General features: G+C 71.9%; 21 protein-coding genes. 9 read left to right on the top strand and 12 right to left on the bottom strand.

Features of this window, described 5'->3' with window-relative positions:
- The first annotated feature begins 66 nt into the window (after positions 1-66).
- Positions 67-762 (top strand): glutathione S-transferase family protein, encoded by a 696-nt coding sequence (locus AB3X07_RS14060; RefSeq protein ID WP_369939220.1) that lies wholly within the window; start codon positions 67-69, stop codon positions 760-762.
- 69 nt (positions 763-831) lie between these two features.
- Here AB3X07_RS14060 and AB3X07_RS14055 read toward each other — a convergent pair whose 3' ends face one another.
- Entirely contained in the window at positions 832-1,728 is an 897-nt protein-coding gene (locus AB3X07_RS14055; protein WP_369939219.1) for an alpha/beta hydrolase, read from the bottom strand.
- A 438-nt stretch (positions 1,729-2,166) separates the two neighbouring features.
- On the opposite strand from AB3X07_RS14055, the gene AB3X07_RS14050 reads away from it, so the two are divergent.
- Positions 2,167-3,720: a protein adenylyltransferase SelO gene (locus AB3X07_RS14050; protein ID WP_369939218.1), complete on the top strand. Its 1,554-nt coding sequence runs from the start codon at positions 2,167-2,169 to the stop codon at positions 3,718-3,720.
- Positions 3,721-4,025: 305 nt separating this feature from the next.
- Here the strand turns inward: AB3X07_RS14050 and AB3X07_RS14045 are convergent, their stop codons facing one another.
- Positions 4,026-4,733: a TetR/AcrR family transcriptional regulator gene (locus AB3X07_RS14045; protein ID WP_369939217.1), complete on the bottom strand. Its 708-nt coding sequence runs from the start codon at positions 4,731-4,733 to the stop codon at positions 4,026-4,028.
- A 62-nt stretch (positions 4,734-4,795) separates the two neighbouring features.
- On the opposite strand from AB3X07_RS14045, the gene AB3X07_RS14040 reads away from it, so the two are divergent.
- The 3 genes from AB3X07_RS14040 to AB3X07_RS14030 all read left to right on the top strand — a co-directional run bounded on the left by AB3X07_RS14040 (position 4,796) and on the right by AB3X07_RS14030 (position 9,729).
- Complete coding sequence (locus AB3X07_RS14040) at positions 4,796-5,959, top strand: efflux RND transporter periplasmic adaptor subunit (protein ID WP_369939216.1); 1,164 nt, start codon at positions 4,796-4,798, stop codon at positions 5,957-5,959.
- A gap of 6 nt (positions 5,960-5,965) precedes the next feature.
- On the top strand, positions 5,966-9,088 hold the full coding sequence (locus AB3X07_RS14035) for an efflux RND transporter permease subunit (RefSeq protein WP_369939215.1): 3,123 nt from the start codon (positions 5,966-5,968) through the stop codon (positions 9,086-9,088).
- 83 nt (positions 9,089-9,171) lie between these two features.
- Positions 9,172-9,729: an adenine phosphoribosyltransferase gene (locus AB3X07_RS14030; RefSeq protein WP_369939214.1), complete on the top strand. Its 558-nt coding sequence runs from the start codon at positions 9,172-9,174 to the stop codon at positions 9,727-9,729.
- A 128-nt stretch (positions 9,730-9,857) separates the two neighbouring features.
- Here AB3X07_RS14030 and AB3X07_RS14025 read toward each other — a convergent pair whose 3' ends face one another.
- The 4 genes from AB3X07_RS14025 to AB3X07_RS14010 all read right to left on the bottom strand — a co-directional run bounded on the left by AB3X07_RS14025 (position 9,858) and on the right by AB3X07_RS14010 (position 13,121).
- On the bottom strand, positions 9,858-10,385 hold the full coding sequence (locus AB3X07_RS14025) for a DUF6985 domain-containing protein (RefSeq protein WP_369939213.1): 528 nt from the start codon (positions 10,383-10,385) through the stop codon (positions 9,858-9,860).
- Complete coding sequence (gene dbpA / locus AB3X07_RS14020) at positions 10,382-11,758, bottom strand: ATP-dependent RNA helicase DbpA (protein WP_369939211.1); 1,377 nt, start codon at positions 11,756-11,758, stop codon at positions 10,382-10,384. The genes AB3X07_RS14025 and dbpA overlap by 4 nt, the downstream gene beginning before the upstream one ends.
- A gap of 197 nt (positions 11,759-11,955) precedes the next feature.
- The gene (locus AB3X07_RS14015) at positions 11,956-12,645 is read right to left on the bottom strand and encodes a serine aminopeptidase domain-containing protein (protein ID WP_369939210.1); all 690 of its coding nucleotides are present in this window, start codon (positions 12,643-12,645) and stop codon (positions 11,956-11,958) included.
- Positions 12,646-12,761: 116 nt separating this feature from the next.
- Positions 12,762-13,121 (bottom strand): hypothetical protein, encoded by a 360-nt coding sequence (locus AB3X07_RS14010; RefSeq protein ID WP_369939209.1) that lies wholly within the window; start codon positions 13,119-13,121, stop codon positions 12,762-12,764.
- Positions 13,122-13,138: 17 nt separating this feature from the next.
- Here AB3X07_RS14010 and AB3X07_RS14005 point away from each other — a divergent pair, with 17 nt between their 5' ends.
- A complete protein-coding gene (locus AB3X07_RS14005; RefSeq protein WP_369939208.1) occupies positions 13,139-15,031 on the top strand; it encodes an ATP-binding cassette domain-containing protein in 1,893 nt (630 codons plus the stop codon).
- Positions 15,032-15,360: 329 nt separating this feature from the next.
- Here the strand turns inward: AB3X07_RS14005 and AB3X07_RS14000 are convergent, their stop codons facing one another.
- Together AB3X07_RS14000 and AB3X07_RS13995 are read right to left on the bottom strand one after the other, a co-directional pair.
- Entirely contained in the window at positions 15,361-15,804 is a 444-nt protein-coding gene (locus AB3X07_RS14000; protein WP_369939207.1) for a barstar family protein, read from the bottom strand.
- Complete coding sequence (locus AB3X07_RS13995) at positions 15,801-16,271, bottom strand: ribonuclease domain-containing protein (RefSeq protein WP_369939206.1); 471 nt, start codon at positions 16,269-16,271, stop codon at positions 15,801-15,803. Before AB3X07_RS13995 ends, AB3X07_RS14000 begins: the two co-directional genes overlap by 4 nt.
- 298 nt (positions 16,272-16,569) lie before the next feature.
- Here AB3X07_RS13995 and AB3X07_RS13990 point away from each other — a divergent pair, with 298 nt between their 5' ends.
- Positions 16,570-17,181 carry a superoxide dismutase gene (locus AB3X07_RS13990; protein WP_369939205.1) on the top strand — a complete coding sequence of 204 codons (612 nt, stop codon included), beginning with the start codon at positions 16,570-16,572 and terminating at the stop codon, positions 17,179-17,181.
- A gap of 69 nt (positions 17,182-17,250) precedes the next feature.
- On the opposite strand, the gene AB3X07_RS13985 is transcribed toward AB3X07_RS13990, so the two are convergent.
- Together AB3X07_RS13985 and AB3X07_RS13980 are read right to left on the bottom strand one after the other, a co-directional pair.
- Positions 17,251-17,739: a helix-turn-helix domain-containing protein gene (locus AB3X07_RS13985; RefSeq protein WP_369939204.1), complete on the bottom strand. Its 489-nt coding sequence runs from the start codon at positions 17,737-17,739 to the stop codon at positions 17,251-17,253.
- 143 nt (positions 17,740-17,882) lie between these two features.
- Positions 17,883-18,257 (bottom strand): hypothetical protein, encoded by a 375-nt coding sequence (locus AB3X07_RS13980; protein ID WP_369939203.1) that lies wholly within the window; start codon positions 18,255-18,257, stop codon positions 17,883-17,885.
- Positions 18,258-18,458: 201 nt separating this feature from the next.
- Between AB3X07_RS13980 and AB3X07_RS13975 the strand changes: the two genes are divergently transcribed.
- Positions 18,459-21,455, top strand: coding sequence for a sensor histidine kinase (locus AB3X07_RS13975; protein WP_369939202.1), 2,997 nt, complete (start codon positions 18,459-18,461; stop codon positions 21,453-21,455).
- Between the two features lie 26 nt (positions 21,456-21,481).
- A complete protein-coding gene (locus AB3X07_RS13970) occupies positions 21,482-22,087 on the top strand; it encodes a response regulator (RefSeq protein ID WP_369944768.1) in 606 nt (201 codons plus the stop codon).
- A gap of 31 nt (positions 22,088-22,118) precedes the next feature.
- Here the strand turns inward: AB3X07_RS13970 and AB3X07_RS13965 are convergent, their stop codons facing one another.
- Positions 22,119-23,006 (bottom strand): endonuclease/exonuclease/phosphatase family protein, encoded by an 888-nt coding sequence (locus AB3X07_RS13965; protein WP_369939201.1) that lies wholly within the window; start codon positions 23,004-23,006, stop codon positions 22,119-22,121.
- A 313-nt stretch (positions 23,007-23,319) separates the two neighbouring features.
- Entirely contained in the window at positions 23,320-26,304 is a 2,985-nt protein-coding gene (locus AB3X07_RS13960) for a glycoside hydrolase family 3 C-terminal domain-containing protein (protein ID WP_369939200.1), read from the bottom strand.
- Between the last annotated feature and the right edge of the window lie 55 nt (positions 26,305-26,359).

The raw sequence follows: 26,359 nt of genomic DNA, 5'->3' as shown, positions 1-26,359 counted from the left end.
GCCGTGTCCATGCGCGCAGCCGTGGCCGGCTACCATGATCGGCCCCGCGTCTTCGGAACCCTCGCCATGATCACCGTCCATCACCTCAACCAGTCCCGGTCGCAGCGCGTGCTGTGGCTGCTGGAGGAACTGGCGCTGCCGTACCAGGTGGTCAAGTACCAGCGCGATCGGCAGACCATGCTGGCGCCGCCGGAACTGCGCGCGATCCATCCGCTGGGCAAGTCGCCGGTGCTGGTCGACGATGGCCACGTGCTGGCCGAATCCGGCGCGATCCTCGACTACCTGGTCGAGCGCTACGACACCGAACGCGCGCTGTCGCCGTCGCCGCAGCCACTGGAGGCGCCCGAACGCCTGCGCTACCGCTACTGGATGCACTACGCCGAGGGCTCGGCGATGCCGCCATTGCTGATGAGCCTGGTGTTCGGCCGGATCCGCGCGGCGAAGATGCCGTTCTTCGCGCGGCCGATCGCCCGCGCCATCGTCGACAAGGCGATGCAGGGCTTCGTCGGCCCGCAACTGAAGCTGCACCTGGAGTGGATGGAGCGCGAGCTGGCCGCCAGCGGCTGGTTCGCTGGCGACCGCTTCACCGCCGCCGACGTGCAGATGAGCTTCCCGGTGCAGGCCGCGGCCGCGCGCGCCGGGGTGCAGGCCTATCCGAACCTGGCCGGCTTCGTGCAGCGCATCGAGCAGCGTCCGGCCTACCAGCGCGCGCTGCAGCAGGGCGGGCCGTTCAGCTTGCTCGGTGGCGGCGAGGCCGGCTGAAGCCTGTTCGCGCGGCTGGATGCCGCAGCCGCGCCGCGAACGCCTGCGGTGCGCGGCGCCCCGCCTGGCTCACGGCGACGGGCCGCGCGGCTGGCACTGCCGGACGAAGGCGATGCTGTCGGCCATGACCGGCAACGCCGGATCGTCCTTGCGCAGCGCCAGGGCCAGGCGCAGGTGGCCGACGCCCGGGTAGAGCTTGACCTCGGCCGGCACCCCGGCGCGTTGCAGCGCGGCCTGCAGCGCCAGGCTTTCCTGCGGGAGCACCACCTTGTCGGCGCTGCCGTGCAACAGCAGCATCGGCGGTTCGTCGCCGTCGACGAAGGCGATCGGCTGCGAGCGCCGCTGCTGCGCCGGATCGCGGCCGAACATGCCGATCAGGTCGGGATCGGTCAGCGGCAGGAAATCGTAGGCGCCGGCCAACCCGACCAGGCCGCACACCTGCCGCGGCGCCATGCCCTGGGCCTGCAGCCAGCGGCCGTCGCTGGCCAGCAGCGCGGCCATGTGCGCGCCGGCGGAATGGCCCATCAGCACCAGCCGGCGCGGGTCGCCGCCGTGCTCGGCCGCGTGGGCGCGACTCCAGGCCACCGCCGCGGCGGCGTCGCGCATGAAGCCGTCCAGGGTCACCTGTGGGTACTTGCGGTAGTCCGGCACGATCGCCACCACGCCGTGCCGCGCAAGCGCCTCGCCGGCCCAGCGGTACTGCTGGCGGTTGCCGTTCTTCCAGGTGCCGCCATGGAAGAACACCACCACCGGCGCATCCTGCGCCGCGATCGGTCGGTACACGTCCAGCTTCAGGCCGTGCGCCGCGTCGAACACGATGCCGCGCTGCTCGCCCAGGCCCTGGCGCGCGGAACCGGCGTTGAGGCCGCCGAAGAACACGCTGCTGCACGCCGAGACCAGCAGCGAGGACAGGGCGAGCAGCAGGTGGCGGGGCCAGCGCGGCAGTGGCGGCGAACGGTCGGGCATGGGCGGCGATCTGCGAGGAAGGAGCGGGAGCATGCCGCATGCAGGTGTCGGCAGCGAGTGCATGGCGTCGGCGGCATTGTCGGCAGGTAGGCGCAAGATGCCGCTGCGGATGCGCGGTGTTGGCTGCGGTGCGACGTTCCTTCTTTCGCCGGGAGCATTGGCGCTTTTTTTAGGAAGGTGCCTGGCAGGGCGGATGAGCGGTGGGCGAAGCCTTGTGCGTTCCACTCCGCGAGTCGCTTTCGCGCCGGACCCTCACCCCAACCCCTCTCCCGGTGGGAGAGGGGCTCGGCTGTTCCTTCTCCCGTCGGGAGAAGGTGCCCCGCAGGGGCGGATGAGGGTACGGGCGCAGCCTCGTGCACCAAACGCAGCGAGACGCTTCGCGCCATGCCCTCACCCCACCTCATCTCCCGGTAGCAGCATCGCTGTAAGCTGGCACGCATGCCTGCATTGCGCTTCGACAACCGTTTTACCGCCGAGCTGCCTGGCGATCCCGAGCGCGGACCGCGCCTGCGCGAGGTGCTCGGCGCGCTGTGGTCGGAGGTCGCGCCGACCCCGGTGGCCTCGCCGCAGTTGCTGGCCCATTCGCACGAGATGGCGGCCTTGCTCGGCTTGTCGGAACAGGACGTGCTGGCGCCGGGGTTCGCCGAGGTCTTCGCTGGCAATGCGCTTTACCCGGGCATGCGCCCGTATGCCACGAACTATGGCGGCCACCAGTTCGGGCACTGGGCCGGGCAACTCGGCGACGGCCGCGCGATCGCGCTGGGCGAGGCGCTGGGGGCCGATGGCCGGCGCTGGGAACTGCAGCTCAAGGGCGCCGGGCGCACGCCGTATTCGCGCGGCGCCGACGGCCGCGCGGTGCTGCGCTCGTCGATCCGCGAATTCCTGTGCAGCGAAGCGATGCACCATCTCGGCGTACCGACCACGCGCGCGCTGAGCCTGGTCGCCACCGGCGAGCCGGTGCTGCGCGACATGTTCTACGACGGCCATCCGCGCGCCGAGCCGGGCGCGGTGGTGTGCCGGGTGGCGCCGTCGTTCGTGCGCTTCGGCAGTTTCGAGCTGCCTGCCGCGCGCGGCGACACGGCCTTGCTGCGGCAACTGGCCGACTTCGTGATCGAGCGCGATTTTCCCGAGCTGGAGGGGCCGGCGGACCTGCGCTACGCCGACTGGTTCGGCGAGGTCTGCGCGCGCACCGCGGTCATGGTCGCGCACTGGATGCGGGTCGGCTTCGTGCACGGGGTGATGAACACCGACAACATGTCGATCCTGGGCCTGACCATCGACTACGGCCCCTACGGCTGGATCGACGACTACGATCCGAACTGGACGCCGAACACCACCGACGCGCAGGGGCGACGCTACCGTTTCGGCACCCAGCCGCAGGTGGCGTACTGGAACCTCACCCGGTTGGCGCAGGCGCTGGCGCCGCTGTTCGCCGACGTCGCGCCGCTGCAGGCCGGCCTGCAGCGCTTCCGCGACACCTACGCGCAGGCCGAGCGCGACACCGCGGCGGCCAAACTCGGCCTGAGCGCATGCGACGACGCCGACCTGATCCTGATGCAGGACCTGCTGCAGCTGTTGCAGCAGGCCGAGGTGGACATGACCCTGTGGTTCCGCGGGCTGAGCGCGCCGCAGCCGCCGGCGCTGGCGGACCTGGCCGATGCGTTCTACGACCCGGCCAGGCGGACCGCACAGGCGCCGGCGTTCGAAGCCTGGCTGGCGCGCTATGCGCAGCGGTTGCGCGAGGATCCGCTGCCCGCGGCCGCACGCGTGGCGCGGATGCGCGCCGCGAACCCCTGCTACGTGCTGCGCAACTATCTGGCGCAACAGGCGATCGATCGCGCCGAGCAGGGCGACCCCGGCGGCATCCACGACCTGCTGGAGGTGATGCGCCGGCCCTACGCGGAGCAGCCGGGACGCGAGGCGTTCGCGGCGCGGCGTCCGGACTGGGCGCGCGATCGCGCCGGGTGTTCGATGTTGTCGTGCAGTTCCTGAGCCCGTGACCGGGCGGGGCGCGGAGGGCTGGCGCGTCGATGCGGGTGGCGGCGGCAGAGCGTGGCGGCGCCTGGTGGCTGCGGGAGGATGCCGGCGTCGGGTCGGGGCTGGGCTGGGCGGCCGTGCGGTGCGCTTGCGCGCACTGAGCATCGCGGCCGACGCCTCGCCTGCATGAGCCGCCGCGGCGACAGCGTGGTCTCCGCGACCTGTCAGCATGACGTGCCGCCAATGGCGGGTCGCATGCGCCACGCGTGAGACCGGCGCTCGTCGCACGAGCGGCGGCCGCTGGTGCAGGCGCGTCGCGCTCAGCGCGCCGCGTCGGCGCGATAGCCCCAGGCGACCAGGAAGCTCGCCACCACTTCCTCCGCCAGCGCCTGCTGGCTGGCGTGGTCCGGCGCCCGGCCGTTGAGCATCGCGCCGGGGTAGGCGTAGCCGATCGCCGCGCCGATGAAGGCGGTGGCGGCCACCTGCGGCGCGGCCACGCGCACGTCGCCGCGCGCGTCGAGCCTGTGCAGCAGATCGCTCAGGCGTTGCCGCAGGCGGCCGGCGCGGCGCTGATGCAGCGACTGCAGCAGCTCGGGCATCTGCGCGCTGGCCTGGACCAGCAGCCGGTGCAGGCGCAGCGAGGACGGCGCGTACAGATGCGCCTGCACGGTCAGCGCGATCTGCCGCAGGGTGCGCGGCAGGTTCTGTGAGGCGCTGTCGCCGATGTTCTCCAGTTGCGCCTGCAGTTCCTCGCTCAAGGCCTCGAACACCTGCATCAGCAGGTCGGCCTTGCTGGAGAAGTGGTTGTACAGGCTCTGCCGGGTCAGCCCGGCATGCAGCGCGATCTGCTCCAGCGAGACATCCAGGCCGTGCTCCAGCAGCAATGCGCGGGCGGCCTGCAGCAGTCGCGGCCGCGCCAGCGCCGGGCGGCCGCGCGGGCGCCCGGCCGCCACCACCGCCGCGCGCGTCTCGGGCGCGGGCCGGGTGGCGCGCGCACGCGGGGCGCGGGCGGTTGTGCGATCCTTCATGTTTATTTATTTGTCTTTAAGTAAATTAAATGATCCTCTCCCCGCTTCCCAGGATCAAGCGCATGCCCGCGCCTTTCGCCCAGCGTCCGCGTCGCGCGCTGCCGCTGTTGCTGTGCCTCGTTTTCGTCGCGCTGGTTGGTTGCAAGGGCGAGCGCGCCGCGCCGGCGGCGCAGGCCAGGACGGTCGGTGTGGTCACCCTGCAGCCGCAGAGCGTGCCGCTGAGCGCGGAGCTGGCCGGGCGCACCGTGGCCTCGGAGGAATCGGAAGTGCGGCCGCAGGTCAGCGGCATCCTGCGCAAGCGGTTGTTCGAGGAGGGCGCGATGGTGCGTGCCGGGCAACCGCTGTTCCAGATCGAACCGACCCTGTACCAGGCCGCGGCCAACGAGGCGCAGGCCAACCTGGCCACCGCCGAGGCGGCGCTGGCGACCGCGCAACTGCGCGCCGAGCGTTATCGCGAACTGGGCAAGACTCGGCTGGCCGCGCAGCAGGACGTGGACGACGCGCAGGCGAGCTACAAGCAGGCCCTGGCCAGCCGCGACGCGCAGCGCGCCGCGCTGGAGACCGCGCGCACCCAGCTGCGCTTCGCCACCGTGGAGGCGCCGATCAGCGGCCGCATCGGCCGCGCGCGGGTCACCCCGGGCGCGCTGGTCACCGCCAGCCAGGCCGATGCGATCGCCAAGATCCAGCAACTGGACCCGATGAACGTGGACATCACCCAGTCCGGCAGCCAGTTCCTGGCGCTGCGCCGCGCGATCGCCGATGGCGGGGTGCAGCCGGCGACCGCCGAAGTGCGGCTGAAGCTGTCCGACGGCAGCGACTATCCGTTGCCCGGCACGCTGGAGTTCGCCGACATCGACGTGGAGGAAACCACCGGCAGCGTGACCCTGCGCGCGCGCTTCCCCAACCCCGATGCGCAATTGCTGCCGGGCATGTACGTGCGCGCGATCGTCGGCCAAGGCATCCGCCAGCAGGCGCTGCTGGTGCCGCAGGCCGCGGTGGACCGCAGCCCGCGCGGCGACGCCGAGGCCTGGGTGGTGGGCGCGGACAACGTCGTGCGCCAGCGTCGGTTCACCACGCTGCGCGCGGTCGGCGACCGCTGGCTGGTCGGCGAGGGACTGCAGCCCGGCGAGCGGGTGGTGGTGGAGGGCCGGCAGGGTCTGAGCGACGGCGCCAAGGTGACGGTCAAGCCGGCCGCCGCGGCCGCCACCCCCGCCAAGCAGGGCTGAGCCGGCATGCTCGCGCGCTTCTTCATCGCCCGCCCGATCTTCGCCTGGGTGCTGGCGATCTGCATCATGGCCGCCGGCGCCATCGCCGTGGTCACCCTGCCGGTGGAGCAGTACCCGGACATCGCCCCGCCCGGGGTCAACGTCACCGCCACCTACAACGGCGCCTCGGCGCAGACGGTGGAGGACAGCGTCACCCAGGTGATCGAGCAGCAGATCAAGGGCATCGACCACCTGCTGTATTTCTCCTCGACCAGTTCCTCCTCCGGGCAGGCGCGCATCAGCATCACCTTCGACCAGGCGGCCAATCCCGACATCGCCCAGGTGCAGGTGCAGAACGCGGTCAACCAGGCGCTCAACCGCCTGCCGCAGGAAGTGCAGCAGCAGGGCGTGACCGTGTCCAAGTCGCAGGGCGACAGCCTGATGGCGGTGGCGCTGTACGACAGCACCGACCGCATGGACAACGTCGACATCTCCGACTACTTGATCAGCACCCTGCAGGATCCGATCAGCCGCATCAACGGCGTCGGCGAGATCACCGTGTTCGGCGCGCAGTACGCGCTGCGGGTGTGGCTGGATCCGCACAAGCTCAACGCCTACGACCTGATGCCCGGCGACGTGCGCAACGCGATCCTGGCGCAGAACACCCAGGTCACCGCCGGCGAACTCGGCGCGCTGCCCACCGGCGCCGACCAGGAGCTCAACGCCACGGTCACCGCGCAGTCGCGGCTGCAGACCCCCGAGCAGTTCCGCCAGATCATCCTGGCCACGCGCGCCGACGGCTCCAGCGTGCGCCTGGGCGACGTGGCGCGGGTGGAGATCGGCGCGGAGAACTACCAGAACAACGCCACGCTTAACGGCCATCCGGCGTCCGGGTTCTCGGTGACGCTGTCCGCCGGCGCCAACGCGATCGCCACCTCCGATGCGATCCACGCCACCATCGCGCGGCTCAAGCCGACCTTCCCGCCGGGGCTGGAGGTGGCGTATCCGCGCGACAGCACGCCGTTCGTGCGGATCTCGATCGAGAACGTGGTGCACACCCTGGCCGAGGCGATCGTGCTGGTGGTGGTGGTGATGTTCCTGTTCCTGCAGAACTGGCGCGCCACGCTGATCCCGGCGATCACCGTGCCGGTGGTGCTGCTGGGCACCTTCGGCATCCTCGCCGCGGCCGGCTTCACCATCAACACGCTGACCCTGTTCGCGATGGTGCTGGCGATCGGCCTGCTGGTGGACGACGCCATCGTGGTGGTGGAGAACGTCGAACGCATCATGCACGAGCAGCACCTGCCGCCGCGCGAGGCGACCGCGCAATCGATGGGCGAGATCACCGGCGCGCTGGTCGGCATCACCGTGGTGCTGGGCGCGGTGTTCCTGCCGATGGCGTTCTTCGGCGGTTCCACCGGCATCATCTACCGCCAGTTCTCGATCACCATCGCCGCGGCGATGGCGCTGTCGGCGCTGGTCGCGCTGACCCTGACCCCGGCGCTGTGCGCTACCCTGCTCAAGCCGGTGGAGCAGGAACGCCAGCTCGGGCGCTTCTTCCGCTGGTTCAACCGCGGCGTGGAGCGCGGCCAGCACGCCTACCAGCGCCGGCTCGGCACGCTGCTGCGACGGCCGCGGCGCTGGATGGCGCTGTACGCGCTGATCGTGCTGGCGATGGTGGCGCTCTATGCGCGCATGCCGACCGGGTTCCTGCCGGTGGAGGACCAGGGCCAGGTGCAGATCCAGTTCACCACTCCGGAAGGCACGCCGCTGGCCAGGACCCAGGCCCTGGGCCAGCGCATCAGCGACTACTTCATGACCCACGAGAAGGCCAACCTCACCGCCATCTTCATGGTGGTGGGGCGCAACAACGCCGGTACCGGGCAGAATGCCGGGCAGGCGTTCGTGGCGCTGACGCCGTGGGGCGAGCGCGGCCGCGACAACACCGCGCAGGCGATCATCGACCGCGCCAACGCGCATTTCCGCGGCACTGCCGACGCCAAGATCAGCGTGCTGTCGCCGCCGGCGGTGCGCGGCCTGGGCCAGTCCAGCGGCTTCGAACTGTGGATCCGCGACAGCGACGGAGCCGGCCGCGCGGCGCTGCTGCAGGCGCAGCAGCAGGTGCTGCAGGAAGCCGGCGACGACCCGCAGCTGACCGCGGTGCGGCTCAACGGCCTGGGCGACAAGGCGCAACTGCAGGTGGACATCGACCAGGCCCAGGCCAGTGCGCTGGGCCTGGCGCAGAGCGACATCAACGCGACCCTGTCCACCGCGTGGGGCGGCAGCTACGTCAACGACTTCATCGACCGCGGCCGGGTCAAGCGCGTCTACGTGCAGGGCGACGCGCCGTACCGGTCGCTGCCGGAGGACATCGGCCAGTGGTACGTGCGCGGCAAGGACGGGCAGATGGCGCCGTTCGCCAGTTTCGCCAGCACCCAGTGGACCCGCGGCCCGCAGTTGCAGCAGCGCTTCAACGGCCTGCCGGCGGCGCAGATCCAGGGCGGCGCGGCGGCCGGCAGCAGTTCCGGCGAGGCGATGCAGCGGATGCAGGCGCTGGTCGCCAAGCAGCAGGGCTTCGATCTGCAGTGGAGCGGGCTGTCCTACCAGGAGCAGTTGTCCAGCAACCAGACGCTGTGGCTGTACACCGCCTCGATCCTGTTCATTTTCCTGTGCCTGGCCGCACTGTACGAGAGCTGGTCGATCCCGGTGGCGGTGTTGCTGGTGATCCCGCTGGGTGTGCTCGGCACGGTGACCGCGACGACACTGGCGGGTTTCGTCAACGACATCTATTTCCAGGTCGGCCTGCTGACCACGATCGGCCTGTCGGCCAAGAACGCGATCCTGATCGTGGAGTTCGCCGAGGCCCAGCATCGCGCCGGACGGGCGCTGCTGGACGCGGCGTTGGAAGGCGCGCGGCTGCGCCTGCGGCCGATCGTGATGACCTCGCTGGCGTTCGTCGCCGGCGTGCTGCCGCTGGCGTTGTCCACCGGCGCCGGCGCGTCCAGCCGCCGCGAGATCGGCGTCAGCGTGATCGGCGGCATGGTCTCGGGTACCTTGCTGGCGGTGCTGCTGGTGCCGCTGTTCTTCGTGCTGGTGCGCGGCCTGTTCCACGGTCCGGCACGGCAGGACGCGAGCGCCGCGTCGGCGTAAGCCGTAGACCGACGCGGCGGCACCGCGACGCGGTGCCGCCTTGCGACTAGACTTGGCGTTTCCCCACGCCATACGACTGCGCGATGAACGATTCCTCCTGTTGCGACGCGCCCAGCGACGCACCGGCCCACTGGTCCGCCCATATCCGCGACATCGTCGACTTCCCGAAGCCGGGCATCGTGTTCAAGGACATCACCCCGCTGCTCGCCGATGGCCCGGAGTTCGCCTCGGCGCTGGACGAGATGGCGCGTCCGTGGCGCACCACGCCGTTGCAGGCGGTGCTGGGCATCGAGTCGCGCGGCTTCATCCTCGGCGCGGCGCTGGCGCACGAACTGCGCACCGGCTTCGTGCCGGTGCGCAAGCCGGGCAAGCTGCCGGGCAGGACGGTGACCCAGGAGTACGCGCTGGAATACGGCAGCGACCGCATCGAGATGCACGCCGATGCGTTGCCGGCCGGGGCGCGCGTGCTGCTGGTCGACGACGTGCTCGCCACCGGTGGCACCTTGCGCGCGGCGCTGGCGTTGGCGCAGCAATTGGAACTGGAAGTGGTCGGCGCCGCGGTGCTGGTGGAACTACAGGCGCTGCGCGGTCGCGATCGCTGGAGCGAGACCTTGCCGCTGCTGGCGACGCTGACGTACTGAGCAAGGCGCACGGCTGCGGCCAGCAGGTGGCGCGGCCCGGCGGGGCGAAGCGCTGGGCGACGCGCATGCGTCGCGGCCATCGCGCATCGGTGCGGCTAACGCCGTTCGCGACCACCGCGGGCGCCGCCTCAGGTCGGGTAGATCACCGTGTCCAGGCTGGGGTCGGCATGCGCGTCGGCGTGGCTCAGGTGGCCGTCGAACGGACCGACCTTGCAGATCCGGCCCGCATCGGTGAACACCAGTTGCAGCCCGTGCTCCTGTTCCCAGTCGCAGTTGCATTCCAGGCTGATGCGCAGGCGGCCGTCGCGGTAGCGGCTGAGGTAGGCCTCGCCGCCGAACTGCACGTGCCGCCACACCTGCGCCGGATCGTCGATGCGTGGGCAGGGTGTGCCGTACTGCTGATGCAGGGCCTGCATGCGTTGGTAATAAGCGAATACATGCGGAGCCGCCGCATCGAGCACGGCCTGGTCGATGCGCAGGAACGCGGCGACCGCGGCGGCGTAGTCGGCCGGCGCCGGATCGGCCGCGTAGTCCTCGAACACGAAGCCGCAGGCGTCCTGCATCCACGGCACCGGCACCGCCGCGATCCAGGCGGCGCCGTCCTCGTCCTGCTGCAGCGAGGCGAGCACGGTCTGCAACGGCGTGGGCGCGCTCACAGCTTGGCCACCCGGAAGCGGCGGCCCTTGATCTTGCCGGCCTGCAGATGCGCCAGCGCCTTGGCGACGTGGGCGCGGGCGATGGCGACATAGGAGCGGGTGGGGTAGATCGCGATCTTGCCGATCGCCGCGCCGGACAGGCCGGCCTCGCCGGTCAACGCGCCGAGGATGTCGCCGGCGCGCAGCTTGTCGGTCTTGCCGCCGTCGATGCGCAGCGTGGTCATCGCCGCCTGCGGCAACTGCGCCGGGCGCGCGGTGGCCAGCGGCGCGCGCGACCAGCGCAGCGGCTGGCCCTGTTCTTCCTCCAGCGCCTGCGCGCGCGCGATCTCGCGCGGCGCCACCAGGCTCAGGGCCAGGCCATGCTTGCCGGCGCGCGCGGTGCGGCCGATGCGGTGCCGGTAGGTCTCGGTGTCGGTCGGCAGCTCGTAGTTGAGCACCGCCGCCAGGTCCTCCACGTCCAGCCCGCGCGCGGCCACGTCGCTGGCGACCAGCACGTTGCAACTGCGGTTGACGAAGCGCACCAGCACCTCGTCGCGGTCGCGCTGCTCCATGTCGCCATGCAGCGCCAGCGCCGAGAAGCCGAACTGCTGCAGCGAGCCGGCGACCTCGTCGACCTCCTTGCGCGTGTTGCAGAACACCACGCTGGATTCGGGGGTGAAGCGCAGCAGCAGGCCGGCCACCGCCTTCTGCCGGTAGGCGGGATCGACCTCGAAGAACTGCTGGTCGATCTCCGGCGCGCTGTCGGCGCCGGCGACGGTGATCTCGGCCGGTTCGCGCAACAGTTCGCGCGCCAGGGTGCGGATCGCCTCGGGGAAGGTGGCCGAGAACAGCAGGCTCTGGCGGTGCTTGTCGCAGCGGCTGGCGATCTCGCGGATCGGTTCCTCGAAGCCCATGTCGAGCATGCGGTCGGCCTCGTCCAGGACCAGCGTGCGCACCCCGCCCAGGTGCAGGGCGCGCTTGCGCGCCAGCTCCTGGATGCGGCCGGGCGTGCCCACCACCACCTGCGGATCGTGCGCTTCCAGCGAGGCCAGTTGCGGGCCCAGCGGCATGCCGCCGGTCAGCACCACCAGCTTCATGTTGGGGATGCCGGTGGCCAGCTTGCGCAACTGCTTGCCGACCTGGTCGGCCAGTTCGCGGGTCGGGCACAGCACCAGCGCCTGCGCGCGCGTCAGCGCCGGATCCAGCTTTTGCAGCAGGCCCAGGCCGAACGCGGCGGTCTTGCCGCTGCCGGTGGGGGCCTGCACGATCACGTCGCGGCCGGCCAGGATCGGCGGCAGGCTCTGCGCCTGGACCGGGGTCATCGTGGTGTAGCCGAGTGCGTCGATGCCGGGCGCGAGCGCCGGGGAGAGGGCAAGGGTGGTGAAATCGTTCATGCGACATTTTAGCCGTTGAACGGCTGGGATTCGGGAGTGGGGATTCGGGATGGGGAGATTCGCGAGTGCCGGCCGTCGCGCGGTGCTTGTGTAGGAGCGGCTTCAGCCGCGACGGGATGCCCGGCGGAGCGCGTTGCGGCCGTTCTCCGAAACGGGCGAAAACGGCCCTGCAGCGGCGTCGACGGACGATCGCCGGCTCAGGTCACCGCGGCGAACCAGTCGGCGATGGCGCGCGCGCTGGCGGCGGGGGCGGTCTGCAGCAGCAGGTGCGGACCGGCGAGATCCACGCGGCGCGCGCCGGCGACGCGGCTCAGGATCAGGTCGCCCGCCGACGGGTGCATCAAGCGGTCATGGCTGGCGCGCAGATACAGCGTGGGCACCGCGATGGCGCTCAGCTCGGCACTGACATCGACGCGCAGTGCGCTGGCGGCTCGCGCGCGCAGCACCGCCGGCGCGACTTGGCCGAGCGCTTGCGCGAGCTGCGCTTCGATGGCGGGCGTGGCCCAGCGTCCCAACAGCGACCAGCGCAGTGCGCTGCGCGGGAGCTGGCGCGCCGGGGCGAACCGCGTCAGCGCCGCTAACGGGGCCAGCAGCGGGACCGGATTGCGCGCGAAGGTGGTGGACAGCACCAACCCGACCAGGTGCGCGGGCGGGCGCGCCGCGATCGACACGGCGATGGGGCCGGAGAACGATTCGCCGAGCAGGACGAAGCGGCGCCGCGGCAATGCCTGCCGCGCCAACTGTTCCAGCTCCGCGTACGACGCCGGCCGATCGCCTGGATACCCCACCACCGCGACCTGCGCGAAGTGACGCCGGGCTTCGGCGACGAATGCGGCCAGCAGTTCGGTGGTGCCGTCCAGGCCCGGCAGGATCGCGAGCGCGGTCATCGCCGGAACGGGCTCCGGCTGGCGGCTGCGGCATGGTGGCGACGATACGAGGGCACGACGGGCGACGGGGCGGGTCCAGGCGCGGGGTGGGCGCAGTCTAGCGGTTGCCGATCGGCCTAATCGGCGTCCGCTGCCAGGCCAAGCGCCGCCACCTCGCGCACGAAGGCGCGGTAGCTGCTGTCGGCGATCCCGGCCACTGCGCCGGCGCGGGGTGGCAGATCCGCCGGCCCGTCGTCCAGGTGCAGCAGGAGGCGATGGAACCAGGGGTTGGGATGGTGGGTGTCGAGTTCGGTCGCCACCCGGTAGCCCTGGTCGCCGCAGCATGTCCGCAGCAGTGCGATCAGCGCATCGCAGGCATCGTCGAGGTTGCCGGCGCCGAACCGCGCCTCGATCCGCTCCACCGCGATGCGCAGGGTACGGCGGCGGTGGCCGTCGCGCGTGGCCGGCGCGGCGTTCGGGTTCGGCGAAGAGCGCATCCACGTACAATAGCCCAATGCCTCTCATTACTCTGCAGAACCTCGACTACAGCGTCGGCGGCCCCTTGTTGCTGGAAAAGACCGACCTGTCGATCGAGCCGGGCGAGCGCATCGCCCTGATCGGCCGCAACGGCGCCGGCAAATCCACCCTGATGAAATTGATCGCCGGGGAGTTGAAGCCCGACGACGGCGAGATCCGCGTGCAGCAGGGCGTGCGCATCGCGCGGCTGGAGCAGGAGGTGCCGCATGGCGCCGCCGGCAGCGTGTTCGATGTGGTCGCCGACGGCCTGGGCGAGCTCGGCCACTGGCTGGCCGAGTTCCACCGGCTCAGCCATGCCGTCGAGTTCGACGGCGATGCGCTGGGCGCGGTGCAGTCCAAGATCGACGGCGCCAATGGCTGGGCGCTGGACCAACGGGTCAGCGAGACCCTGACCCGGCTGGACCTGGACGGCGACGCCGAGTTCGCGCGGCTGTCCGGCGGCATGAAGCGGCGCGTGCTGCTGGCGCGCGCGTTGGTGTCGGCGCCGGACCTGCTGCTGCTGGACGAGCCGACCAACCATCTGGACATCGAGGCGATCGACTGGCTGGAAGTGTTCCTGAAGGGCTGGAACGGCAGCGTGGTGTTCGTCACCCACGACCGGCGCTTCCTGCGCGCGCTGGCCACGCGCATCGTCGAGATCGACCGCGGCCAGGTCACCAGTTGGCCGGGCGACTGGGCCAACTACGAGCGCCGCCGCGAGGAGCGGCTCAATGCGCAGGCGCAGGAGAACGCGCGCTTCGACAAGCTGCTGGCGCAGGAAGAGGTGTGGATCCGCCAGGGCATCAAGGCGCGGCGCACCCGCGACGAGGGCCGCGTGCGGCGCCTGGAAGCGATGCGCCGCGAGCGCACCCAGCGCCGCGAACTCGGCGGCAACGTGCGCATGGAGGCCGCGCAGGGCGAGTCGTCCGGCAAGAAGGTGATCGAGGCCAAGGACCTGAACTTCGCCTTCGGCGCGCGGACCATGGTGCGCGATTTCTCCACCACCATCCTGCGTGGCGACCGCATCGGCCTGATCGGCCCCAACGGCAGCGGCAAGACCACCTTGCTGAAGCTGCTGCTGGGCGAACTGACCCCCGGCAGCGGCGAGGTGCGTGCCGGCACCAACCTGCAGGTGGCCTATTTCGACCAGTACCGCGCCACCCTGCGGGAGGACTGGAGCGCGATCGAGAACGTGGCCGAGGGCCGCGACTTCATCGAGGTCAACGGCAAGCGCAAGCACGTGCACGGCTATCTGCAGGATTTCCTGTTCACCCCGGAGCGCGCGCGCGCGCCGATCACCCGCCTGTCCGGCGGCGAGCGCAACCGCCTGCTGCTGGCGCGGCTGTTCGCGCAGCCGTCCAATCTGCTGGTGATGGACGAACCGACCAACGACCTGGACGTGGAGACCCTGGAGCTGCTGGAAGAGCTGCTGGGCGACTACACCGGCACCTTGCTGCTGGTCAGCCACGACCGCGACTTCATCGACAACGTGGTGACCTCGACCATGGTGATGGAAGGCGACGGTCGCATCGGCGAATACGTCGGCGGGTACAGCGACTGGGTGCGCCAGCGCGGCGCGCCGTCGGTCAGCGCGATGGCGGTGGCCAAGGCCTCCGCCACCGCCGCCGCGACCGCGCCGGTGGCCGCCGCGGCACCGGCGGCGGTGCCGGCCAAGCGCAAGCTCAGCTACAAGGACGCGCGCGAGCTGGAACAACTGCCGGCGCGGATCGAGGCGCTGGAACAGCAGGTCGCGGCGCTGACCGAGGCGATGACCGAGCCGGCGTTCTACCAGCGCGATGCGGCCGGGGTGAACGCGCATACCCAGGCGCTGACCCAGGCGCAGGCGGAGCTGGATGCGGCGTATGCGCGGTGGAGCGAACTGGACGGGTGAGCGGCCCCGGAGAACGCCGCAGATCACGCGCTCTTCTGTAGGAGCGGCTTCAGCCGCGACACGATGCATGACGTGCCGCGGGTGACGGGCGACCGATGGCGTCTGTCGCGGCTGAAGCCGCTCCTACAGTGCACTCGGCAGCGATCGCAGTGCTGCTGTGGGAGCGCCTTCCGTCGCGAGGAGCGCAGCCCTTGCCACCGTGCACCCAGCCGGCGCGCCGAGGTTTTCTGTAGGAGCGGTTTCAACCGCGACGAACGCAGCGGCGGAGTTTCTGGTTTCGGAGCGCGTCGCGGCTGAAGCCGTTCCAAAGCGCGCGGTCGATGGTGTGGTCAATCGGGATCGGCAACTGCGTCCGGATCCTGGCTGCCGCCCAGAAACGCGACGAAGCTGAGACCGTCCTGCGCCCACGCGGCGGCCACCTCGTCGAGGATCTGCAGCAGTACGTCGACGTCCTCGGGCGCCCGCGCCTGCAACGCGCCGGCGTCCTCCAGCAGCAATGCATAGCCGCGCGTGGTCGGCAGCCACGACAGGTCGCGCAGGCCATCGTTCAGCGCATCCCAGTTGCGGCCGAAGCTCGCCGGGAAATCCAGTTGCGCGGCCAGCCGCATCAGCAGCATCGCCTTGCCGGTGCAGCCATGCAGGTCGATCCGGCACACGCGCAGGCCGGCGCCGCGGCCGAGCGCGGCCACGCTGTCCAGGTCGCGATTGGCGACGCGATACACGCCGCAGGCGCTGGGATCGGAAAGGTCGAGCGCGAACGGCAGGCCACTCATCGCGTCGGCCCCGCGGGCGCGACCTGGAAGGCGCGGAAGCTGTCGTAGTGGTCGTCGCTGTAGTACCAGACCTGCGGCGGGTTGCCGCCGGTGACGATGCGCCGCGCACCGCGATGCGACAGGCCTGGCGTGTCCACGGTGTACTCGCGGTAATAGCCGCGCGGTTGCGCGGGCAGGCGCCGCTCGCGATTACCGAACACGCTGCCGTCCTGGCGGTGCGGGAACGGCCCGCCGCGCTGGATCAGGGCGACGGTGGCGCGCGCCTCCGGCGGCAGGAACGCCGGCAGCGATGGCGCGTCGGCGGCGGGCGCCTGCGCCGGCGCGCCGGGTGGGGCGTACGGCGTCTGTGTCTGGGCGCCGAGCGACGGGGCGAACTGCGGCGGTGGCGGATGCTGCAGGCCGCGGATGCCCCACAGACCGCCGACCAGCAGCACGATCGCGGCGATCAACAGCACGGGCTTGCGCATGGAGACTCCTGCAGGAACGTGGACACGGCGCCGAACTGCGCCAGCGCGGCACAGTATGGGCGAGCGCGCCTGTTCCAGGTCTAAACACGCGCGTTGCCGAGCGCATTGCATTCGGTTCACGCGCGACTAACCGGCGTTTCAGGCATGGTAGGCGCCGATTCGCGATGCCGGCCGGGTGCCGCCGCCGCGGCTTGGGACGATGTTTCCCCCGCCGCGGTCTTGGTAAGGTCGCCGGTCGTCCCTACCATTCATCACGCAACGCCCGTCCTTCCGCCGGGCGAATGTCCAGGAGAACCGCATGGCCTACACCCTCCCCAAACTGCCTTACGCCTACGACGCGCTGGAACCGCACATCGATGCGCAGACGATGGAAATCCATCACACCAAGCATCACCAGACCTACATCAACAACGTCAACGCCGCGCTGGAAGGCACCGAGTACGCCGATCTGCCGGTCGAGGAACTGGTGTCCAAGCTGAAGTCGCTGCCGGAGAACCTGCAGGGTCCGGTGCGCAACAACGGCGGCGGCCACGCCAACCACTCGCTGTTCTGGACGGTGATGGCGCCCAATGCCGGCGGCAACCCGAGCGGCGACGTCGCCAAGGCGATCGACAGCGAACTCGGCGGCTTCGACAAGTTCAAGGAAGCCTTCACCAAGGCCGCGCTGACCCGCTTCGGCAGCGGCTGGGCCTGGCTCAGCGTGACCCCGGACAAGAAGCTGGTGGTCGAGAGCACCGCCAACCAGGACAGCCCGCTGTTCGAGGGCAACACCCCGATCCTGGGCCTGGACGTGTGGGAACACGCGTACTACCTGAAGTACCAGAACCGCCGTCCGGACTACATCGGCGCGTTCTTCAACGTGGTCGACTGGAACGAAGTGGAGCGCCGCTACCACGCCGCGATCGGCTGATCGCGCGCGCGCAGAGGGCGAACGCAAGGCCGGGTTCGCGCCCGGCCTTTTCGTTGCGCGGCGTCCGGCCTAGGCCGCCGGAACGCAGGCCGTGGCGGCGCGCGCGCCATGCTCGGGAACGCTGCGCGCGTCCTTGGATGCGGCGTCGTCTCGATTGTGCCGGGCATACCAGCCCGGCGTGGCGCCGGTGACGCGGCGGAAACTGTTGACGAAATGGCTCTGGTCGAAGAAGCCCAGTTCGTGGGCCACGGTGCCGACCGAATGGCGCCCGCTGCGCAATAGTTGCCGGGCGCGTTCGATGCGCCGCTGCAACAGGTATTGCATCGGGCTGTGGCCGGTGCTCAGGCGGAACATGCGCGCGAAATGGTAACGGCTGACGCAGGCGGCGTTGGCGATGTCGGCCAGGCCGATGCGCTCGGCCAGATGATGGTCGATGTAGTGCTGCGCGCGCGCCAGCGCGGACGGGCGCAGGCCCTTGTGGGCGGGCGTGGCGGTGCTGGCGGCGGCGGGCCGGTCGGCGGCGCCGGAACGCGAGGCGGGAGCGGGGGAGCGGGGCATGGCGTGTCTCCTGGGAAGTGCCGGACGCGCGCACAGGCGCTCGGCGCGCGCCTGCGGCACGCGCGGGGACCCGGTCGTCGCGACGCGATCCATGCTGGCCGCGGTCGGCCGCCGCGGCCACCCCATTCCGGCAGAGCGCCGGCTCACCCGTTCGGGGGAGGCCGCGGGGGCGGCGGGTCGCGCGGCAGCACCAGCAGGCGGCGGCCGAACCAGCGCGCGTCCAGCGCATAGGCGCCCGGCCCGAGCAGTGCCAGCGCCAGCGCCGGCAGCGCCGCGAGCAGCGCGCTGTGCGCGGCGGCGTGGCCATGCCACCACGACAGCGCCGGCACCGCGCAGGCCAGCCCCGCGGCCAGCGCAGTGAGCGCGCCGGCGGCGGCGCACAGCGCCAGCGCCACGGCTGCGCAGCGCCATGACGGCGGCAGCGCCCATGCGTCGCTGGCAGTGGCCGGCCACAGGCTCAGCGCCAGGAACAGGCGCAGCGCCAGCAGCCCGAGTCCCGCGTTGCCTCCGGGAAACATGGAGTAGAGTCGTTGCATGGCGCCAGGCTACGGCCGCCGCGGCGGACCGGCCTAGCCGTATACGGGGCAGCGCGTCATCCCCCGATCGGGGTGTTGGCGCGGTCCGCGGCGCTGCCGAGAATCCGGTTTTCCCCCATCTTGCGAGGCAGAGGAAGCGCAGTGCGAAGTCTGCGAGGACGGCGTTGGGCATGCATTCTGTGGGTGCTCGGCCTGGCCTTCGCGGCGCCGCCGGTCGCGGCCGCGCCGCCGCCGACGCCGCTGCACAACACCGCCTGGCGGGTGGAGCAGGGCGCGCCGGCGGACGTGTGGGCGCTGGCGCAGTCGGCCGACGGGTATCTGTGGATGGGCACCGGCTTCGGCCTGTACCGCTTCGATGGCGAACGCTTCGAGCGCCGCGAGCCGCCGCAGGGCGCGCGCCTGCTGTCGCAGAACGTGACCGCCCTGACCGTGTTGCCGGATGGGCGCATGTGGCTGGGCTATTTCGATGGCGGCGCCAGCCTGCTGCACGACGGCCAGCTGCAGCAGTACGGCGCGGCCGACGGCTTCCCGGACGGCCCGGTGGTGCGCCTGGAAGCGGACCGGCGCGGTGCGCTGTGGGCGGCGACCTGGGGCGGCCTGGCGCGCTTCGACGGCCGCCGCTGGCAGCGCGTGGGCGCCGACTGGGGCTATCCCACCGCGCGCGCCGACTGGGTGTTGCGCGATCGCCGCGGCGTGCTGTGGGTGTGCAGCGGCGAGAGCGTGCTGCGTCTGCCGCCGGGCGCGCGCCGCTTCGAGCCGACCGGCGTCGCCACCACGTTGTACGCGGTGTTGGCGGAAGGCCCGGACGGCCGCATCTGGCTGTCGGACCGGCGCGAGGGCACCCGCGCCATCACCGGCGCCGACGGCACGCCGCTGCCGCCCGCCGCGCGCCGGGCCGCGCCGGCGCTGCGCGCGCTCACCGCACGGCGCATGCTGTTCGCCCGCGACGGCAGCCTGTGGCTGTCCGACGTCCAGGCGCGCGGCGTGGTGCGGGTACTGCTGGACGATCCGAGCGCGCCGCGGCTGGAGCCGTTCCGTCGCGACGGCGGCCTGGCCTCCGATGCCGCCGCGCCGGTGCTGGAGGACAAGGAGGGCAACATCTGGGTCGGCTCCACGCTCGGCCTCAACCGCTATCGCCACCGCACCGTGATGGCCTTGCCCGGCCAGCCCGGCGCCGCGTCCGGTGCGGTCGAGGTGCAGGCGCAGCCGGACGGCAGCGTGCTGGTGACCGACACGCAGGGCGCATTCCGCGCCGATGCCGCCGCCGCCGCGCGGCTGCTGCGCGGCGCGCCGCTGGCGCAGGAGTACGCGCGGCTGCGCGACAGCGGCTGGCGCCTCGGCGGCGCCGGCATCGTGCGCCTGCAGCGTGGGCGCCGCGTCGAGGCCGCGTTGCCGGCCGGGCTGCGGGCGCGGCAGGTACGCGCGTTCCTGTCCGATCGCGCTGGCGACGCCTGGGCGGCGTTCGCCGGCGAGGGCGTGTTCCGCTACCACGCCGGCGAGTGGGTGCGCCAGGCGCGGCTGCCGCAGGACACCTGCACCGCGATCGCCGAGGATGCGCAGGGGCGCTACTGGTTCGGCTATCCGTCCGGACTGGTGCGGCAACTGCACGGCACCCAGGTGCGCGCGTTCGCCGCCAGCGACGGGCTGCAGGTCGGCCGCATCAACACCTTGCATGCCGATCGCGGCGCGCTGCTGGTCGCCGGCGAGCTGGGCATCGCGCAATGGCGCGGCAACCGCTTCGTGACGCTGCCGCCGGCGCGCGCGCCGGGCCTGCGCGGCATCACCGGCATCGCCGAGACCGACGACGGCGCGCTGTGGTTCAACGGCGCCGCCGGCGTGGCGCGGCTGCCGCGCGGCGAACTCGACGCGGCGCTCGGCGACGCTGCCGTGGCCTTGCATCCGACCTACTACGACGCCGCCGACGGCCTGCCCGGCGTGGCCGTGCAGGCCAGCCTCGGCAGCACCGCCGCGCGCGATGGCGACGGGCTGGTGTGGCTGGCCACCAGCCAGGGCCTGGCCTGGATCGACAGCCGCCACCTGCGGCGCAATCCCTGGCCGCCGCAGGTGTTCGTGCGCGCGCTGTCGGCCAACGAGCAGCCGATGCCGTTGCGCGCGGCGCTGGCGCTGCCCAAGGGCACCACCCGGCTGCAGATCGCCTACACCGCGACCAGCCTCACCGCGCCCGAGCGTATGCGCTTCCGCTTCCGCCTGGACGGCGTGGACGAGACCTGGCGCGACGCCGGCGCGCGCCGCGAGGCCTTCTACACCAACCTGCGCCCGGGCCAGTACCGCTTCCGGGTGATCGCGGCCAACAACGACGGGGTATGGAACACGCGCGGGGCCACCCTGCGCTTCTCCATCGCGCCGCGCTTCGTGCAGACCCCGGCGTTCTGGGGGCTGTGCATGCTGGCGCTGCTGCTGGCGCTGTGGGCGCTGTACCTGTTGCGCATGCGCCAGTTGGGCCGGCGCCTGCGGCTGCGGCTGGAGGAGCGCTTCCAGGAACGCGAGCGCATCGCCCGCGAGTTGCACGACACCCTGCTGCAGGGCTACCAGGGCCTGATCCTGCGGACCCACGCGGCGTTGGGCGCGCTGCCGGAAGACGCGCCGCTGCGGCGCGACCTGGAGAGCGCGCTCGATCGCGCCGAACAGGCGATGGAGCAGGGCCGCGACCGGGTCGAGGGCCTGCGCGCCAGCGCCGGCCGCACCGACCTGTTGCCGGCCGCCTTCGCCGCGATGCTTGAGGAACTCGGCGCGCGGACGCAGGTACAGCGGCGGGTACTGGTCGAAGGCACGCCGGTGGCGCTGCAGCCGCTGGTCGACGACGAGCTGTACCAGCTCGGCCGCGAGGCGCTGCTCAACGCGTTCCGTCATGCGCAGGCGAACCGCATCGAGGTGGAGATCGCCTACGGCCGCGACGCGCTGCGGCTGCGCTTCCGCGACGATGGCCGCGGCATCGCGCCGCAGGTGCTGGCCGCCGGCGGCCGCGCCGGGCATTGGGGGCTGACCGGCATGCAGGAGCGCGCGCGGCGCATCCAGGCGCGGCTGGACCTGTGGTCGCGGCCGGGCATGGGCACCGAACTCAATCTGCGCCTGCCCGCGCACCGCGCCTACCGCGCACCGGCGCGAAACCGGCTATGGTGCCGCCTGCGCCAATGGGCTGTCCGGAACACCATGCAGTGAGCGACGTAGCGTCCGTGCCGATCCGCATCCTCGTCGTCGACGACCATCCGCTGCTGCGCGACGGCATCGCCGCGGTGCTGTCGGCGCAGCCGGACCTGTTGTCGGTCGGCGAGGCCGCCGACGGCCTGCAGGCGCTGCAGGCCTACCGCGCGCTGCGTCCGGACCTGGTGCTGCTGGACCTGCAGTTGCCCGGCATGAGCGGGATCGACGTCATCGTCGCGCTGCGCAAGGAATTCCCACAGGCGCGGATCGTGGTGGTCACCGCCTCGCGCGGCGACGTGCAGGCGGTGCGCGCGCTGGAAGCCGGCGCCAGCGGCTACCTGCTCAAGAGCGCGCTGCGCCGCGAACTGGTCGAGACGGTGCGCGCGGTGTACCACGGGCGCCGCCAGGTGCAGGCCGAAGTGGCGGCGGACATCGCCGAACACCTGCTCGGCGACAGCCTGTCCGCGCGCGAGATCCAGGTGTTGCGCAGCGTGGCGGCGGGCAATTCCAACAAGGCCGTCGCCGCGCTGTTGGCGATCGCCGAGGAAACGGTCAAGGCGCACATGAAGAACATCCTGTGCAAGCTCGGCGCGCGCGACCGCACGCATGCGGTGGCGATCGCGCTCAAGCGCGGCATCATCGATCTTTAGCGGGCGCCACGCGGTCGGCGCCCGCGCGGCGTCATGGCACCGGTAGCGGCGGCAGCGCGTCCGCCGGCGGCGGATCCAGCGGCTGCATCGTCACCAGCAGACCGCGCGGCGCGGCCGCGCGTGCCGCGCCCGCCGTCCGCGGCAGCAGCGGCGCGCTGCGCAGCGGACGGAAGCGCTCGGGTTCGAAGAACACATGGTCGGCCTGCGCGGCGAGCGCGAACATGCGCGGATCCAGGCCGTTGCGCGGCGCATCGGCGCGCGCGCGGCGCAGGCGCGCGTCGCTGTCGGCGAAGCGCGCGGCCAGCGGCGCCAGGTCCGGGGCGTCGGCGGCGGCGAAGAAGCCGCCGGCCAGCAGCGACGGCACGCCCTCGGCGGTGGCGTCGATCCACGCCATCAGGTCGTCGGCCTGCTCGCGCCGGCTGGCGCCGCCCTCGCGGGTGGCGTGCAGGCGGGCGAAGTACAGGTTCACCGCCTGCCCGTGCAGGTCCACGCGCACCAGCCCGGCCACGCTGTAGTCCTCGAACGGATGCAGCAGGGTTTCCGCCTCCTCCAGCACCGGCAACCGGGTCAGCAGGGCGTTGCCGCGCCGCTGCGGCCGGCTCGGCGGATCCGGGCTGATGAAATGGCAGTGGTACCCGAGTTGCGCCGCCAGCCATTGCGCCTGGTTCGGCAGGTCGGGGGTCTGCAGCACTTCCTGCAATGCGATGGCCTCCGGTCGCAGGCGCTGCAGCACCTCGACCAGGCGCACGCGGCGCGCCGGCCAGTCGTCGCGGTCCTGGTCCAGATTGAGGCTGACCACGTCGAGCGCGGCGCCGGGCGGCGCGGGCGAGGGATCGGACGGCGCTTGCGCACGCGCAGCGGCGGCCAGGGCCAGCAGCAGCCAGCCCAGGCGCTGCCATCGTCGTGGGGTGCCCGTCATGCGCATGATGCTAGGGGCAGCCGGCTCAGTGTCGTGTGTAGGGCGCGGGGCGCGAGGCCGTGGCCATGTTTGTCGAGTGACGCTTCCCGCGTTCGACGCGGCTCACGGGCCGCAACGGCTGCGGCAATGACTGCTGTGCGGACGCCTGACCGGGCGCCCGCCCGCATCGCGCCGACGCCCTTGCGACGGCGCGGCTCCACGGTGCGTGGTGGCTTCGACCGCGAAGCATGTCGAAAAACCGATCCACGCCGACCAGTGGCACGCTGATGCGTGCCGCGTGCACGCGCCGCATGGCGCGTGCACGCAAGCGGCGTCACGGACGCGGCAGCACGGTCTCCTGCAAGCGCAGCGGCGCGGTGGCCTCGGCCTGCGTCGCCGAGCGGCCCAGCACCAGTTCGTAGTCGCCGGCGGCGATGCGCCACTGGCGCTGCGCCGGATCGTAGTCGGCCAGGGTCCTGGGCTCGGCGACGATGCTGACGCGACGGGTTTCGCCGGGCTTGAGCGTGAGCTTGTCCCAGCCGACCAGGCGGATCGGCGTGTGCCGGCCCTGCGGCAGGCGCAGGTACAGCTGCGGCACGTCGGCGCCCTCGCGTTCGCCGCTGTTGCGCACATCGAAGCTGGCGACGACGTTGGCGCCATCCACCTGCACGCTCAGGTTGGCGTAGTCGAAGCGGGTGTAGGACAGGCCGTGGCCGAACGCGTACACCGGCTCCAGGCCGCGCGCGGCGAACCAGCGGTAGCCGACGTTGGCGCCTTCGATGTCGTAGTCGACGCTGGCGCCGGGCGGTTGCGCCGGCTTGAAGCCCAGCCCCGGGATCGACGGCCGCGGCAACTGCGCCACGTCGCGCAGCCAGGTCACCGGCAGGCGCCCGGACGGGTTGACGTCGCCCAGCAGCAGCCGCGCCAGCGCTTCGCCGCCACGGATGCCCGGGTACCAGGCTTCCAGCACCGCCGGCACCTGCTGCAGCCACGGCATCGCCACCGGGCCGTTGGTCTCCAGCACCACCACCGTGCGCGGATTGGCCTTGGCCATCGCCGCGATCAGCGCGTCCTGCTTGCCGGGCAGCTTGATGTCCGGCAGGTCCACCGATTCGGCCGACCACTGCGTGGCGAACACGATCACCGCCTCGGCGCCGCGCGCGAGCTTGGCCGCCGCGGCCACGTCGTCGCCGCTGGCGTAGTCGATCCGCGCGTCCGGCAAGGCCTGGCGCAGCGCCTGCAGCGGCGAGGACGGATGGAACATCACCGGGCCCGGCCAGGTGGTCGGGGCGATGCCCGGCACCGCGTTGCCGCCGTTGACGGTGATGCCGACCATCGACGAGCCGCCGCCGCCGATCACGCCCTTGTCGGCATGGCCGCCGATCACCGCGATGCGGCGCAGCGTGCGCGGCAGCGGCAGTGTCTGCCGCTCGTTGCGCAACAGCACCGTGCCTTCCTCGACCACCCGCTGCGCGGCGCGGCCGCCGGCCTCGGCGTCGATCGGCTGCCGCTGCGGCGGGTGGTCGAAGCTGCCGGTGGCGATGAAGGCGCGCAGGATGCGCCGCACCATGTCGTCCAGGCGCGCCTGCGGCACCGTGCCGCCGGCCACCGCCAGGCGCAGCGGCGCATCGAAGTACACCGCCTTGTCGAACACTTCGCCGGCCGACTGCTGGTCCAGCCCGGCCAGCGCGGCCTTGGAGCCGCTATGCACGCCGCCCCAGTCGGACATCACGTAGCCGGGGAACTTCCACTCCTGCTTGAGCACCCGGTTGAGCAGGTAGTCGTGCTCGCAACCGTACACGCCGTTGATGCGGTTGTAGGAGCACATCACCGAACCGGGTTCGCCGATCTGCAGCGCCAGCTCGAAGGCCAGCAGGTCCGATTCGTGCATTGCCTGTTCGCCGATGTCGGCGCTGTGGGTGTTGCGCCCGGTCTCCAGGTCGTTCATCGCGAAGTGCTTCATCGTCGACACCACGCGCTGGCTCTGCACGCCGCGGATCGACTCGCCGACCATGACGCCGGCCAGCAGCGGGTCTTCGCCGGCGTACTCGAAGTTGCGGCCGTTGCGCGGATCGCGCTGCAGGTTGACGCTGCCGGCCAGCAGCACATTGAAGCCCTGCTGCCAGGATTCGCGGCCCATGGTCGCGCCGCCGGCAAAGGCCAGTTCGCGGTTCCAGGTGGCGGCGGTGGCCGGCCCGGACGGCATCGCGGTCGCGAAATCGCCGGGACGCACGTTGCCCGGATTGGTCACGCCGACGCCGGCGTCGGCCAGCTGCTGCGACGCGATGCCGAGCCGTTCGATCGCCGGCACGAAGCCGGCCGAGCCGAGCGCGCCCGGCGGCAGCGGGCCGCCATCCTTGCCCAGGCCGAAGTAGCTGTGCAGCATCTGGAACTTCTCGTCCTGGGTCATCGCCTGCACCAGCAGCGCGGCGCGGCGATCCGGGGACAGGCTGCGATCGGTCCAGGGACGCTGCGGGTCGGCCGCCGCGCCCGGCACCAGGCGCAGGGTGCTGAGCAGGCCGAAGTGGTCGGAGGCCCACACGCCGTTCGCATCCGGCTTGCGGAACAGGATGCGGCTGCTCACCGGCGCGAACCTGTCGCGCTGGAAGAACACATGGTCGATGCGCTTGGGCGGATTGAACTTCGGGTTCAAGGTGCTGTCGGCGCGGCTGTCCCTGGCGCCGTGCAGGCTGCCGTAGCTGTCGCCGAAGCCGCTGCGCAGCGCCGCCAGTTCCGGCGCGTCGGCGCTGGCGTTGAAGTCGCCGGCCAGCAGCGACGGCGCGCCGTCCGCGGTCTTGTCGACCCAGGCCAGCAGGTCCTGCAGCTGACGCTCGCGCAGCGCGCCGCCGGCCTCGGTCCAGTGCAGGTGGGTGACGTAGAGATTGACCACGTGGCCGTCCACGTCCAGGCGCAGGCGTCCGGCCGTGCGGCTGTCGTCGAGCGGGTTCAGGCGGATCTGCTCGCGCGCCAGGACCGGGCGCCGGGTCAGCAGTGCGTTGCCGTAGCGCTGCGCGGCGCCGGGCGGATCGACGCTGGTGAAATACCAGGTGTAGCCCAGTTGCTCGGCCAGCCATTGCGCCTGGTTGGGCAACGTGTCGTGCTGCAGCACTTCCTCCAGCGCGATCGCGTCCGGATGCAGGTCGCGCAGGGTCTGCACGATCTGGGTGCGCCGCTGCGGCCAGTCGAGCTTGTCGTGGTACAGGTTCAGCGTGACCACGCTGAGCGTGGGTGCGTCCTTGTCGGTCGCGGGCGCGGGCGCGGCGAACGCCGGCCAGGCCAGCGCGAGCGCCAGGCAAAGAAGTCCTGAAAACGTTTTCATGGGGGGCGTGAGGCCTCTTCGGCAGCTAAGGGAGATCGCATCGGGGGAGTTGGGG

The sequence above is a fragment of the Xanthomonas sp. DAR 35659 genome, assembly GCF_041242975.1.
Taxonomy (GTDB): Bacteria; Pseudomonadota; Gammaproteobacteria; order Xanthomonadales; family Xanthomonadaceae; genus Xanthomonas_A; species Xanthomonas_A medicagonis.
Note: the sequence above shows the minus strand (reverse complement) of the source record. Positions and strands in the feature narration are given on the sequence as shown.